Annotated in this window: 7 protein-coding genes and 1 rRNA gene; 2 read left to right on the top strand and 6 right to left on the bottom strand. The window is 72.2% G+C overall.

Going from position 1 to position 14,442, the window contains the following annotated elements:
• Positions 1–16: 16 nt before the first annotated feature.
• From ACIOGZ_RS33290 to ACIOGZ_RS33275, 4 genes are all read right to left on the bottom strand, one after another.
• Positions 17–880: a helix-turn-helix domain-containing protein gene (locus tag ACIOGZ_RS33290; RefSeq protein WP_363584611.1), complete on the bottom strand. Its 864-nt coding sequence runs from the start codon at positions 878–880 to the stop codon at positions 17–19.
• Positions 881–1,143: 263 nt separating this feature from the next.
• Positions 1,144–3,831, bottom strand: coding sequence for a DNA translocase FtsK (locus tag ACIOGZ_RS33285; protein ID WP_363630369.1), 2,688 nt, complete (start codon positions 3,829–3,831; stop codon positions 1,144–1,146).
• A 146-nt stretch (positions 3,832–3,977) separates the two neighbouring features.
• Positions 3,978–4,616: a response regulator gene (locus ACIOGZ_RS33280; protein WP_063351395.1), complete on the bottom strand. Its 639-nt coding sequence runs from the start codon at positions 4,614–4,616 to the stop codon at positions 3,978–3,980.
• Positions 4,617–4,910: 294 nt separating this feature from the next.
• Positions 4,911–9,419 (bottom strand): HAMP domain-containing protein, encoded by a 4,509-nt coding sequence (locus ACIOGZ_RS33275; protein WP_400808729.1) that lies wholly within the window; start codon positions 9,417–9,419, stop codon positions 4,911–4,913.
• A 570-nt stretch (positions 9,420–9,989) separates the two neighbouring features.
• Here ACIOGZ_RS33275 and ACIOGZ_RS33270 point away from each other — a divergent pair.
• Positions 9,990–12,551 (top strand): SpoIIE family protein phosphatase, encoded by a 2,562-nt coding sequence (locus ACIOGZ_RS33270; RefSeq protein WP_400988732.1) that lies wholly within the window; start codon positions 9,990–9,992, stop codon positions 12,549–12,551.
• A 304-nt stretch (positions 12,552–12,855) separates the two neighbouring features.
• Positions 12,856–13,419 carry a GPR1/FUN34/YaaH family transporter gene (locus tag ACIOGZ_RS33265; protein WP_363584619.1) on the top strand — a complete coding sequence of 188 codons (564 nt, stop codon included), beginning with the start codon at positions 12,856–12,858 and terminating at the stop codon, positions 13,417–13,419.
• On the opposite strand, the gene ACIOGZ_RS33260 is transcribed toward ACIOGZ_RS33265, so the two are convergent.
• Positions 13,412–14,257 (bottom strand): phosphatase PAP2 family protein, encoded by an 846-nt coding sequence (locus tag ACIOGZ_RS33260; protein ID WP_363584621.1) that lies wholly within the window; start codon positions 14,255–14,257, stop codon positions 13,412–13,414. The two genes, ACIOGZ_RS33265 and ACIOGZ_RS33260, sit on opposite strands and share 8 nt — an antisense overlap.
• 98 nt (positions 14,258–14,355) lie before the next feature.
• A 5S ribosomal RNA gene (rrf, locus tag ACIOGZ_RS33255) occupies positions 14,356–14,442 on the bottom strand; the annotation flags it as partial.

Raw genomic sequence — 14,442 nt, 5'->3', positions numbered from 1 at the left:
CTCCGCAGGCCTGTGGTCAGCCCGCCTGCGGATCGCCGGGGGTGTACGTGACGTGCACCACCTGGCCGTCCTTGCCGAGGAGGCCGAGGTCCTTGCCGTTGACGTACGCGTGCACGGCCCCGCCGTTTCCGAGCACCAGCTTGATCTGCTTGGCGTCGGTGAAGGTCTGGTCCTGGCCGTCGCTGATGTTGTTCTGGAACAGCGACTTCCCGCTGCCGTCCACCGCGGACACCCAGCTGGTGCTGCCCTCGGCGACCAGCTTCACGGTGACCTTGTCGGCCGGGACGGCGGCGATCGCGGCCGCACTCGGCACGGGCGCCGGCGGCTGCACGGTGGGCGAGGGCACGGAGGCGACCGAGCCGGTGCCGGAGCCGCTGGGCAGCGGCGCGCTGGCGGAGCCGGTGCCGGTGTGGCCGTCCTTGCCGCTGACCAGGTTGAAGCCGATCAGGACGACCACCACGACGATCGCGGCGACCATGGCCGCCGCCCAGTTCGGCCGGCCGCGGCCGGGCACCTTGATCGGGCCGCTGTCGATCAGCTGGGTCGGCCGCTTGGAGGCGGGCGAGCCGCCGTGCGCGGCGTCGTACCGGGCGATCAGGGCCTCGCCGTCGACGCCGACCTCGCGGGCGATCGCGCGGATGTGCCCGCGGGCGTAGAAGTCGCCGCCGCAGCGGCCGAAGTCGTCCTCCTCGATGGCATGGACGATCGGCACCCGGACCCGGGTCGCCGTACTCACCTGGTCCACCGTGAGCCCGGCCTCGATCCGGGCGGTGGACAGCACCCGGCCGATGCTCGGGGCATCGGCCGCCTGCACCGCGTCGTCGGTCGACTCGACGGACGACGGGGCGTTCTCGCGGTCGGGGGACTTGCCGATGGTCACGGGGCACGCCTTTCGAGCGGATGGCCACCTGCTGGGGAACAGTCTAGGGGCGCGGGCGGATCGTTTCTCAAGCGGAACAGGCCCGAATGCGCGCGCCCGCCCCGACGGGGGCCCGGCACCCCGCTGAACGGCCGTCAGCGGGCCCGCACGGGGAACCCGGGGGGTTCGCTTTCCGGCCTGTGACGCGGCGTACGGACGTTCGGTTCCCCTGCACGCGCCTACCCTCCTCCGAACGAGTGAACACTCGCCGCGGGCGCGGGTCGTCAACCGCGCAGGCCGACCAGCACCCCGTCCAGCTCGTCCGGCTTCACCAGGACGTCGCGGGCCTTGGAACCCTCGCTCGGCCCGACGATCCCGCGCGACTCCATCAGGTCCATCAGCCGCCCCGCCTTGGCGAAGCCGACCCGGAGCTTGCGCTGGAGCATCGAGGTCGAGCCGAACTGGGTGGAGACCACCAACTCGGCCGCCTGGATCAGCAGGTCCAGGTCGTCGCCGATCTCCTCGTCGATCTCCTTCTTGGCCCCGCCGCCGACCGTCACGTCGTCCCGGTAGACGGCGGTCAGCTGGTCCTTGCAGTGCTGCACCACCGCGGCGATCTCCGCCTCGGTGACGAACGCGCCCTGGAGGCGGATCGGCTTGCCGGCGCCCATCGGCAGGAACAGCGCGTCGCCCTTGCCGATCAGCTTCTCCGCGCCGGGCTGGTCCAGGATGACCCGGGAGTCGGCCATCGCGGAGGTCGCGAAGGCCAGCCGGGACGGCACGTTGGCCTTGATCAGACCGGTGACCACGTCCACCGAGGGCCGCTGGGTGGCCAGCACCAGGTGGATGCCGGCCGCACGGGCCAGCTGGGTGATCCGGACCACCGAGTCCTCGACGTCGCGCGGCGCCACCATCATCAGGTCGGCCAGCTCGTCGACGATCACCAGCAGGTACGGGTACGGGGTCAGCTCGCGCTCGCTGCCCGGCGGCGGGGTGACCGTGCCGGCCTTCACCGCCGCGTTGAAGTCGTCCACGTGCCGGAAGCCGAACGCCGCGAGGTCGTCGTAGCGCAGGTCCATCTCGCGGACCACCCACTGGAGGGCCTCGGCGGCCTTCTTCGGGTTGGTGATGATCGGCGTGATCAGGTGCGGGATGCCCTCGTACGCGGTCAGTTCGACCCGCTTGGGGTCGACCAGCACCATCCGCACCTCGTCCGGGGTGGCCCGGGCCAGGATCGAGGTGATCAGGCAGTTGATGCAGGACGACTTGCCCGCGCCGGTCGCGCCGGCCACCAGGATGTGCGGCATCTTGGCGAGGTTGGCCATCACGGTCTGGCCCTCGACGTCCTTGCCCATGCCGACGACCATCGGGTGGGTGTCCTCGGCGGCCGTGCGCGAGCGCAGCAGGTCGCCGAGGTTGACCATCTCGCGGTCCCGGTTGGGGATCTCGATGCCGACCGCGGACTTGCCCGGGATCGGGCTGATGATCCGCACGTCGGCGCTGGCCACCGCGTACGCGATGTTCTTGGCGAGCGCGGTGATCCGCTCCACCTTGACGGCCGGGCCGAGCTCGACCTCGTAGCGGGTCACCGTCGGGCCCCGGGTGAAACCGGTGACCCTGGCGTCCACCTTGAACTCGGTGAAGGTGCTGCTGAGCTGGGCCACCACCTCGTCGTTGAGGGCGCTGCGGGCCTTGGCCGGGCCGCCGCGCTCCAGCAGGTCGAGCGGGGGCAGCGCGTAGGTGACGTCGCCGGCCAGCTGGAGCTGCTCCATCCGCACCGGCGCCGGGCCGTGCTCCTCGGGCGCGCCCGGGCCCGCGCTGCGGGCGGCCGGGACGGCGGCCTCCTCCGGCGGGGCGGTGCGGTCCTGCACCTGGTGCATCATGTTCGCCACCGCCGAGGAGGCGGGCACGCCGTAGACGAGTGCCCCGTCCAGGTCGGCGGCGGCGCCGGCGGCGAGGTCGCGGGTGGCGTACGGGTCCAGCGGCTCCTTGTCCAGGGACACCCGGACGGCATCGGGCTGGTCCTCGTCGTCCGCCGGCTTGCGGCGGCGGCGCCGACGGCGGGCGGCCACCTCGTCGCCCGGGTCCTCGCTGCCCACGGTGAACGGCAGCGCGGAGGGGTCCGCGTCCTCGGGCGGCTCGGTGGACAGGTCGCGCTCCGGCGTACGCCCCTCGCGCAGCTCGTCCTCCGGCCCGGGCTCCACCACGCCGAGCCGCACGCCGGCCGACCGCAGCCGCTCGGGGATGCGGTTGACCGGGGTGGCGGTGACCACCAGCAGGCCGAAGAAGGACAGCAGCAGGAGCAGCGGCACGGCCAGCGCCGGCCCGGCGGCGGCCATCATCGGGGTGGACACGGCCCAGCCGATGATCCCGCCGGCCGCCCGTATCCGCGAGGCGCCGCTGCCCATCATGGGCGCGCCGCAGCCGATGTGCACCAGGCCGAGGACGCCGACCAGCAGCGCGCTCAGGCCGATCATGATCCGGCCGTTGGCCTCCGGCAGCTCCGGGTGGCGCCAGAGCCGGACCGCGATCCCGGCCAGCAGGAACGGCACCAGCACGTCGAGCCGCCCGAACAGCCCGGACACCACGGCGGTGGCCGCCTCGCCCAGCCAGCCCTGCGGGCTGAACCAGGTGCCGGCGGCAGTCACCAGCGCGAGTGCGAACAGCAGCAGGCCCAGCCCGTCCTTGCGGTGGGCGGGGTGGAGGTTCTTGGCCCCGTCGCCGAAGCCCCGGAAGATCGCGGCGATGCTGTTCGCCACGCCGAGCCAGACGGCCCGGACGGCCCGGAAGAGTATCGGCTTGGGCGGCGGCGGGGACGGCGGGGCCGGTTTGGCCGCCGCCCTCTTCGCCGGGGCCGCCTTCTTGGCCGCCGCCTTCTTCGCGGGCGGCTTGCCCGGGGCCTTCGCCGCGGCCTTCTTGGACGGTCCCGGACTCGGGTTGCGTGCCGCGCTTCCGGGCGTACGAGTGGCCATGGGTCAGCAGCCTACCGGGGTGGGCCACCAGTGCACATGTGCCCGAGCCGGGGCTCGGGGACGTGTCGCAGACACACCGTCACGCTGACCCGGTTTCACCCGGCCGCGTCGGAAATTCACCCGCAGGAGTGAACCCCGACGATCGGTTACGCGGTTCCCGGCCGGAGCGCGTCCAGGGCCCGGCGCAGCCCCGCCAGCTTGCGCTCCAGGTGCGCCGCGGTGGCCGCCACCCCGGCGTCCTCGACGCCGTCCAACTGCTTGCCCAGCGCCTCCGCCTGCTCCTCGACCGCCGCCAGCCGCGCGGACAGCTCGCCCAGCAGCGCCCCGCCGAGGGGCGGCTCGCCGCCGCCCGCCTCCAGTTGCAGCCGCAGCAGCGCGGCCTGCTCCTTCAGCTGGCAGTTCTTCACGTACAGGTCGACGAAGACCGAGACCTTGGCGCGCAGCACCCACGGGTCGAACGGCTTGGAGATGTAGTCCACGGCGCCGGCCGCGTAGCCGCGGAAGGTGTGGTGCGGGCCGTGGTTGATCGCGGTCAGGAAGATGATCGGGATGTCCCGGGTGCGCTCGCGGCGCTTGATGTGGGCGGCCGTCTCGAAGCCGTCCATCCCGGGCATCTGGACGTCCAGCAGGATCACCGCGAAGTCGTCGGTGAGCAGCGCCTTGAGCGCCTCCTCGCCGGAGACGGCGCGCACCAGCGTCTGGTCCAGCGCGGAGAGGATCGCCTCCAGCGCCAGCAGGTTCTCCGGTCGGTCGTCGACCAGGAGGATCTTCGCCTTCTGCATCAGGGCTCGCCCTCCTGTCGCCTGCCTGCCGCCCGGTGATGGCACTCGCGTACTGCCCACCGCTACCCCGGTCATGCTAGCCGCACCCCCTCGCCCGGCACATCGCTCCGTCGTGACCCGATCCGGAGCGGCGCGCGCCCAGTGCTCCGGCGCACGCTCAGCAATGTGTCGCCGTCCGGTCACTGTTCGCAACGATCGGTGACCCTACCCGGTTCCCGGGCCCGACCGCCAGCAAACCGGCCCACCGGACGGCGCGAACTCCGGAGCCCGCCCCGGAGTTCGCGCCCTCCCCTGGCGCTACGCGCGGTCCGCCCGCAGCCACTCGCGCATCACCGCCAGCAGGTGGTCGGTCTCCACCGGCTTGGTGATGTGGTCGGTGGCGCCCGCCTCCAGCGACTTCTCGCGGTCGCCCTTCATCGCCTTGGCGGTCAGCGCGATGATCGGCAGGCCGGCGAACTGGGGCATCCGGCGGATCGCCTCGGTGGTCGCGTAGCCGTCCATCTCCGGCATCATGATGTCCATCAGGACCAGCGCCACGTTCTCGTGCTGCTCCAGCATCTCGATGCCCTCGCGCCCGTTCTCGGCGTACAGGACGGTCAGGCCGTGCTGTTCCAGCACGCTGGTGAGGGCGAACACGTTGCGGACGTCGTCGTCCACGATCAGCACCTGCTGGCCGTCGAAACGCACGTCGCTGCGGCTGGGGCGGGGCGGCGCGGGCTCCACCGGGCGGGTCCCGGCGGCGGCTTCCAGGGAGGCGCTGCGCCGGCGCTCCACCGCGCCGCGGCGGCGCTCCTCGGCCAGCTCGCGGACCTCCTGGGCCCAGTGGTCGGCCGGGTTCTCGCCGACCGGCACGGGCACCCCGATCGGGGTCACGCCGACGGAGGCGCGCAGCGCCGGGACGCTCGACACGACCGGGCGCTCGACCTGGGTCGGGTCCGGGGCCTCGGTGCGCAGCGGCAGGTAGAGCGTGAACGTGGAGCCCTTGCCCAGCTCGCTCTCGGCGTGGATCTCGCCGCCCAGCAGCCGCGCGATCTCGCGGCTGATCGACAGGCCGAGCCCGGTGCCGCCGTACTTGCGGCTGGTGGTGCCGTCGGCCTGCTTGAACGCCTCGAAGATCTCCCGCAGCTTGTTGCCGGGGATGCCGATGCCGGTGTCGGAGACCGCGAAGGCGATCAGTTCGTCGTCCGGGTCCTTGATCGAGCCGGACTCCAGCAGCCGCTCGCGCACGTGCTGCGGGACCTCCGCGCCGGCCGGGGAGATCGAGAAGTCGACCGCGCCGGCGTCGGTGAACTTGACGGCGTTGGAGATCAGGTTGCGCAGCACCTGCTGGAGCCGCTGCTCGTCGGTGTGCAGGGTGACCGGCAGGGCGGGCGAGACCCGGACGGCGAAGTCCAGGTTCTTGTCCAGCGCGACCGGCTGGAAGGTGGCCTCGACGTAGTCGACCAGCTGGACCAGGGCGATCCGGGCCGGGCGGACGTCCATCTTGCCGGCCTCGACCTTGGAGAGGTCGAGGATGTCGTTGATCAGCTGGAGCAGGTCGGATCCGGCGCCGTGGATGGTGTCGGCGAACTCGACCTGCTTGGGCGAGAGGTTGCCCTCGTTGTTGTCGGAGAGCAGCTTGGCCAGGATCAGCAGCGAGTTGAGCGGGGTGCGCAGCTCGTGCGACATGTTGGCGAGGAACTCGCTCTTGTACCGGGAGGCCAGGGCGAGCTGCTCGGCGCGCTCCTCCAGGACCTGCCGGGCCTCCTCGATCTCGCTGTTCTTGATCTCGATGTCGCGGTTCTGCTGGGCGAGTTGCTCGGCCTTCTCCTGCAACTCCTCGTTGGTGCGCTCCAGTTCCTCCTGGCGCGCCTCCAACTCGGCGGATCGCATCGAGAGTTCGGCGGTGAGCCGCTGGGACTCCAGCAGCAGGCCCTCGGTCTTGGTGTTGACGCTGATGGTGTTGACGGTGACGCCGATCAGGTCGGCGATCTGGTTGAGGAAGTCCAGCGCGACGGTGGTGAAGGAGCTGAAGGTGGCCAGCTCGATCACGCCCAGCAGCCGGCCCTCGAACAGCACCGGCAGCACCACGATGTGGGCCGGCGAGGCCTCGCCGAGGCCGGAGGCGATCTTGAGGTATCCGGGCGGCGCCTCCTTGAGGATGATCGCCCGCTTCTCCACCGCGGCCTGCCCGATCAGCGACTCGCCGGGCCGGAAGGTGGTCGGCATCGCGCGCCGCTGGTAGCCGTAACTGCCGATCAGCCGCAGGACGGTGTCGTTCTCGTCGTCGTCCTCGGTGATCAGCTCGGCGGTGCGGCCGGCCGGCTGGGCGAGGAAGAAGGCGCCGTGCTGGGCGGAGACCACCGGGGTCAGCTCGGTCATGATCAGCGAGGCGACGGCCTCCAGGTCCCGGCGGCCCTGGAGCAGGCCGGAGATCCGCGCCAGGTTGGTCTTGAGCCAGTCCTGCTCCTGGTTGGTGCGGGTGGTCTCGCGCAGGTTGGCGATCATCTGGTTGATGTTGTCCTTGAGCTCGTCGAGCTCCCCCGCGGCGTCCACGTCGATCCGCAGGCTCAGGTCGCCCCTGGTCACGGCGGTGGCGACCTGGGCGATCGCGCGCACCTGCCGGGTCAGGTTGTTGGCCAGTTCGTTCACCGATTCGGTGAGGTCCTGCCAGGTGCCGTCCACGCCGGGTACCCGGGCCTGACCGCCGAGCCGCCCGTCGGTGCCCACCTCGCGGGCGACCCGGGTGACCTCGTCGGCGAACGCCGACAGCTGGTCGACCATGGTGTTGATGCTGGTCTTGAGCTGGAGGATCTCGCCGCGCGCGTCGACGTCGATCTTCTGCGAGAGGTCGCCGCGGGCCACCGCCGTGATCACCAGCGCGATGTTGCGGACCTGGCCGGTGAGGTTGTTGGCCATCAGGTTGACGTTGTCGGTCAGGTCCTTCCAGATGCCGGCCACGCCCGGCACGCTCGCCTGACCGCCCAGGGTGCCGTCGGTGCCGACCTCGCGGGCCACCCTGGTCACCTCCACCGCGAAGGAGGAGAGCTGGTCGACCATGGTGTTCAAGGTCCCGGCGAGGGCGGCGACCTCGCCCTGCGCCTCGATGGTGATCTTCTTGGACAGGTCGCCGCGGGCCACCGCGGTGGCGACCTCGGCGATGTTGCGGACCTGCCCGGTCAGGTTGGAGGCCATGAAGTTGACGTTGTCGGTCAGGTCCTTCCAGATCCCCGACACCCCGCGCACCCGCGCCTGGCCGCCCAGGATCCCCTCGGTGCCCACCTCGCGGGCGACCCGGGTCACCTCGTCGGCGAACGCCGACAGCTGGTCGACCATGGTGTTGACGGTCGTCACCAGCTCCAGGATCTCGCCCCGGGCGTCGACGGTGATCTTCTTCGACACGTCGCCGCGCGCCACCGCCGTGGTCACCTCGGCGATGTTGCGGACCTGGCTGGTCAGGTTGTTGGCCATCAGGTTGACGCTGTTGGTCAGGTCCTTCCACGTCCCGGACACCCCGGGCACGCTCGCCTGACCGCCGAGGATGCCCTCGGTGCCGACGTCCCGGGCCACCCTGGTGACCTCGTCGGCGAAGGCGCCCAGCTGGTCCACCATCGTGTTGATGGTGTTCTTCAGCTCCAGGATCTCCCCGCGCGCGTCCACCTGGATCTTCTGCGACAGGTCGCCCTTGGCGACCGCGGTCGTCACCTGCGCGATGTTGCGCACCTGATCGGTGAGGTTGTTCGCCATGAAGTTGACGTTGTCGGTCAGGTCGCGCCACACCCCGGCCGCCCCGGGCACCTGCGCCTGGCCACCGAGCCGCCCCTCGGTGCCCACCTGGCGGGCCACCCTGGTCACCTGTTCGGCGAAGCCGGAGAGCTGGTCGACCATCGTGTTGATGGTGTTCTTCAGCTCCAGCATCTCGCCGCGCGCGTCCACCTCGATCTTCTGCGAGAGGTCCCCGCGCGCCACCGCCGTGGTCACCTGGGCGATGTTGCGCACCTGGCCGGTCAGGTTGTCGGCCATGAAGTTCACCGAGTCGGTCAGGTCCCGCCAGACCCCGGCCACGCCCGGCACCTGCGCCTGGCCGCCGAGCCGGCCCTCGGTGCCCACGTCCCTGGCCACCCCGGTGACCTGGGCGGCGAACCCGTTCAGCTGGTCCACCATCGTGTTGACGGTGTTCTTCAGCTCCAGCATCTCGCCGGCCACCTCGACGGTGACCTTGCGGGACAGGTCGCCCTTGGCCACCGCGGTGGTCACCTGGGCGATGTTGCGCACCTGCGCGGTCAGCCGGCCGGCCATGGTGTTGACCGAATCCGCCAGGTCCTTCCAACTGCCGGACACACTGCGGACCTTGGCCTGGCCGCCCAGCTTGCCCTCGGTACCCACCTCGCGGGCCACCCGGGTCACCTCGTCGGTGAACTCCGAGAGCTGGTCCACCAGCCCGTTGACGGTCCGGCCGATCTTGAGGTACTCGCCGCGCAGCGGGTGGCTCACCCCGTTGCTGTGCAGCGAGCGCAGCTCCATCTTCTGGTCCAGGTCGCCCTCGGCGATCGACGAGAGCACCCGGCCCACCTCGGCCATCGGACGGGCCAGATCGTCGATCAGCGCGTTGCAGTTGTCGACGGCCGCCATCCAGGCGCCCTCGCCCGCGCCGGTCTCCAGCCGCTCGTTCAGCCGGCCCTCGCGGCCCACCGCCCGCCGCACCCGGGCCAGTTCTCCGGTCAGGTGCTGATTGCGCTCGGCGACCTCGTTGAACACCGCGGCGATCTCCGCCAGCGGCCCGTCCCCCGGAACCGTCAGCCGGCGGCGGAAGTTGCCGTCCCGCATCGCGGTCAGCGCGGCCAACAGCTTCCGCAGTTCGGCCGGCTCCGCCCCCCGGTTGTGGCTCACTCGCCGGCCGGCCGCGTTCCGCGGCGCGGTCCCGGACCGCCCACCGCGCGGAACGGGCGGCGTCGTACCGGTTGCGTCCTTGGTGGCCGAACTCAACGGGCCCCTCCCACATCGTGAACTTTCCGGTGACCGTCCGTGCCGGTACGGCACGCACCGGGGCACCGGCCCGGTCGGGCTGCGTACCGGCGCCCCACGCGGCACACCGGCACCCGCATCGACCGTACTGCTCCGACCGGCCGTCGCGGACCCCCCAGTCTGGCAGCACCGGCGCCGGGTATACGGCCGGTTGCGCCCGGTTGGTAGCCGACCGTCCGAAACAGGTGGGCAGAATCACTCTCAGGTGCCTGTTTCAACGCCCCGCCCCCACGGGGAACCAAGCGGAAAGTAGGGTGGAGCGCTGCACCGGGCCATGACCCGACCCAGCGCCGCCACCCCGGCGGCACGCACCGGGAGTCGGCGCCACGCCCCGGACAGTCAAGGCCAGAGCAGCAGAGGAGAAGTGGCAACGTGGTCACCGCGCGCGCAGCCGCCACCTTCGCCCCCGACGGCCGGTCCGCAGCCGCCGCCCGGGGCTTCGTACGGGACGCGCTGCTCGGCTGGGGTCTGCCCGAGGTCGTCGACGACGCCGTCGTCCTGGTCAGCGAACTGGTCACCAACGCCGTCGTCCACGCCGGCACCGCCGCCGAGGTGTGCTGCCTGCGCGAGGAGGGCACCGTCCGGATCGAAGTCACCGACCACCACCCCGAACGCGGCCTGCCCTCCCTCGGCGACGGCCCCGTCACCTCCTCCGACCGCTACGCCGACCCCGACGGCGAGGGCGGCCGCGGCCTGCTGATGTGCTCCGCCCTCGCCGAGCGCTGGGGCGTCGAGTACGCGGCCGGGCGCAAGACCGTCTGGTTCCGGCTCGCCCTGCCCGCCCCCGTGGCCGGCACCCGCTACGCCGTCCCCGCGACCCCCGGCAGCGACCTGCCCAGCGGCCCCGGCCCGGTGCACGTCGCCGTCGTCCAGCTCGACGAGGACGGCCGCGTCCTCGCCTGGAACCCGGACGCCGAGGCGCTCTTCCAGTACCCCGCCACCACCGTCCTCGGCCGCCCCTGGGCCGACCTCGCCGTCTGGCCGCAGTCCGCCGGCCGCGGCCTCGGCCTCGCCGACACCCTGCGACTGGCCCGCTGGGAGGGCGGCTACGGCGTCCGCCGCGCGGACGGCCACGAGGTCGAGGTGTACGGCGTCCAGGTCCGCGTGCGCGACACCGAGGGCGTCCCCTCCACCCTCTGCCTGCTCGTCCTCGAACCCGACCGCGCGGTGCTCCGCTCCCCCGCCCGAGCCCTGCCCGGCGAGCGCTCCGACCCGACCGGCCCCCGACTCGACCTGCTGGCCGGCCCGGTCGCCACCGACGACCTCGACACCCTGCTCCAGCGCACCGTCGAACGCGCCCGCGACCTGCTCGACGCCGACGCCGCGTACCTGCTGCTGACCACCGACGACGAGACCGAGTTCGAGGTCCGCGCCGCCACCGGCTTCACCTCCGGACACCGCCGGCACACCCGCTTCCCGGTCGACACCGGCAGCCGCTACGACTCCGCCCGGCTGCCCTCCGTCCACGAGGACCTCACCGCCCGCCCGACCGGCCTGCCCCTGCTCACCGGCAGCGGCATGCGTTCCCTGGTCACCGTCCCGCTCAAGGTCGAGGGCCGGCTGATCGGCTCGCTCGGCATCGCCACCGCCGCGCCCGGCCGCTACGACAACGAGGACGCCCTGCGGCTGCAGTTCGCCGCCGACCGGGTCGCCCTCGCCGTCGAGAGCACCCGGCTGACCGAGCTCGAACGACTCCGCCGGGGCTCGCTGTCCTTCCTCGTCGAGGCCTCCGACCTGCTCGCCGGCACCCTCGAACACGAGCAGACCCTCGCCCTGATGGCCCAGATGGCCGTCCCCACCCTCGCCTCCTGGTGCGCCGTCTACACCAAGGGCGACCACCGCGCCGCGGCCGGCCTCGCCTTCGTCCTGCACGAGGACGAGGACCGGATCGACCCGCTGCGCGACCTGCTCGACAAGACCCCGGCCCCCGACGCCGGCCCGACCCACGGCGTCCGCTTCTGGTCGGCGCCCGCCGAGACCGCCGCCGCCGGCGGCCTCACCGACAGCCCCGAACTCGCCGGACTGCTCGGCGAGACCGTCGTCCTGCCGCTGACCGCCCGCAACCGGGTCATCGGGCTGCTCGCGCTCGGCGTCCCGGCCGGCGTCCGGTTCCGCCAGGAGATCCTCGAACTCGCCGAGGACCTCTCCCGCCGGGCCGCCCTCGCACTCGACAACTCCCGCCTCTACTCCGAGCGCACCGCCACCAGCCAGGCCCTGCAACGCAGCCTGCTCCCGCCGGACCTGCCCGAGATCCCGGGCGTCGAGGTCGACGTCTACTACCAGGCCGCCGGCGAGGGCAACGAGGTCGGCGGCGACTTCTACGACCTGTTCACCATCCGCGAGGGCACCTACGGCTTCGCGATCGGCGACGTCTGCGGCACCGGCCCCGAGGCCGCCTCGGTCACCGGCCTCGCCCGGCACTCGCTGCGCCTGCTCGCCCGCGAGGGCCTGGACGCACCGCAGGTGCTCCGCCGCCTCAACGCGGCCATCCTGGACGAGGGTTCGCGCAGCCGCTTCCTCACCCTGCTCTACGGCGAGCTGACGCCCCGCCCGGACGGCAGCACCGAGCTGTCCCTGGTCTGCGCCGGCCACCCGCTGCCGCTCCGGCTGCGCACCGACGGCCAGGTCGACCGGGCCGCCACCCCGCAGCCGCTGCTCGGCGTCATGGAGGACCTCGACCTCACCGCCGAGCGCCTGGTGCTCTCCCCCGGCGAGGTCCTGCTGTGCGTCACCGACGGCGTCACCGAACGCCGCGAGGGCAGCCGGATGCTGGGCGACGACGGCCTCGCCGAGGTGCTCACGGGCTGTACCGGCCTGACCGCCGGGGCGGTCGCGATGCGGGTGCAGCGCGCCGTCGAGCGCTTCGCCCCGGAACCGCCGTCCGACGACATGGCCATCCTGACCCTGCGGGTGCCGACCCAGCGCACCTCGTGAGCCGACGCCGTCTCTCGGTCAGCCCCCGGCGTCCCGGTCGGCCCTGAGCGTTCCACAACTGACATCGTCACAAATTGTTATATTCACAAGGGTACAAGCGAGTACGGCCGGGTACACCGATCTCACCGGGGAATCCCCCGGCGGGGACACGACCGGCGGCTCTTCCGCCGGCCCATCACTTCTGACCGCAGCCCGCGCACGCTCCAGCCGTGCGCCCTCGGCGCGGTCGCGCGCATCCACCTCATCGGACCACACCACTGCGTTGACTGCGCCCTGCGCGCGCCCAAAGTGAAAGGAGCCTCCGGTGAGCAACGAAGCTACCGGGGCAACGAACGCCCGCTCCACCGGAGCCGACGCGGGTAACCTCGGCTACCTCGCACTCGGCCTCACACTGCTCGCCTACGGCCTGCTCTCCACCGGCGTCCTGAGCGGCACCGGGGTCGGGGACGCGGCACATCTCGCCCACCTGGTCGGCGGAGTCACCCTCTTCATCGCGGGCCTGTGGCAGCTCCGCGGCGGCGAGGGCTTCACCGGAACGGCCTTCACCAGCCTCGGCGCCTTCTGGGCGACCTGGTCGGCGGCCGGCGGGGCGGGCAAGAACGCCGCCGGCCTGTTCCTCCTGCTCTGGGCCCTGCTCGCCCTCACCCTGACCGCCGCCAGCTGGGGCGCTGGCCTGTTCAGCCGCGCCGTCTACGGCCTGCTGACGCTGTCCCTGCTGCTGAACGCCATCGCCGCCTTCGGCGGCTACAGCGGCCTCGCCAAGTTCGCCGGCTGGATCGCGGCCGTCTCCGGGCTCACCGCCTGGTACTGGGCCACCTCCGCGCTCAGCAACGGCTCCTGGGGCAGGATCGCCCTGCCCGTCAAGTGACCCGCTGCGGCTGATCCGCCGTCGCGCGCCGGGGTCGGACCTCCGTGTCGACGGAGGCCCGACCCCGGCGACGTGCCACCAGGGCCTGGGCGGCGTACGCGAACAGCAGGATCACGACGGCGACGATGCCGTCCGCCCAGAAGTGGTTCGCGGTCACCACGACCACCGCGACGGTCAGCACCGGGTGCAGCACCATCGCCCACCGCAGCGGGCTCCGCGAGACCCGCACCACCGCGACCGCCGCCAGCACGCACCACGCGACGTGCACCGAGGGCATCGCCGACAGCTGGTCGGCCACCACCACACCGCCCACCGCGCCCCCGTACACCGACTGCCCGTACTCGGCGGCCACGTCGACGAACCCGTGCTGCGGCAGCATCCGGGGCGGCGCCACCGGGATGAACTGCACCAGCAGACACACCGCCGTGGTGATCACCACCGTGTTCCGCACCCACGCGTACCGCTCCCGGTGCCGCACGAACACCCAGAGCAGCACCGCCAGCATCACCGCGAAGTGCATCGCCGCGTAGTAGTAGTTCGCGAGCCTCACCAGCACCGGGTACGGCGTGACGGCCGACTGCCAGGACGCCTCGTCCGGTAGACCGATCGCCGACTCGGTGCGGTGGATCCAATCCGCCCGGTCCAGCGCGTGGTCCCCGCTCCTCACCGAGAGGTGACCCACCAGCTGCCAGAGCGCGAACAGTGCCAGCAGCGTGCCGGCCTCCCGCAACAGCGCCGACAAGGACGGCTTCCGGACCCTGGCGGCGGCGTACGCCCCGCCGTAGAGAGCGACCGCGGCGCCCCCGGCGGACTGCCAGGTAAGGGTCAGGTTCTGCAACGGATCGCGCCTCTCCGACAAACTCTGGTTCGTGTGTTGGCAGAGGTTAACGCAAAAAGACCCCCTCCCGGACGGGAGGGGGTCTTTTCGGAATGATTGTTCGGCGGCGTCCTACTCTCCCACAGGGTCCCCCCTGCAGTACCATCGGCGCTGTAAGGCTTAGCTTCCGGGTTCGGAATGTAACC

The organism is Kitasatospora sp. NPDC088160 (genome assembly GCF_044741445.1).
GTDB lineage: Bacteria > Actinomycetota > Actinomycetes > Streptomycetales > Streptomycetaceae > Kitasatospora.
Note: the sequence above shows the minus strand (reverse complement) of the source record. Positions and strands in the feature narration are given on the sequence as shown.

Coding starts and splice junctions, on each gene's coding strand:
- ACIOGZ_RS33275 (WP_400808729.1), bottom strand. CDS start 9,419: ATGCGGGACGGCAACTTCCGCCGCCGGCTGACGGTTCCGGGGGACGGG.
- ACIOGZ_RS33285 (WP_363630369.1), bottom strand. CDS start 3,831: ATGGCCACTCGTACGCCCGGAAGCGCGGCACGCAACCCGAGTCCGGGA.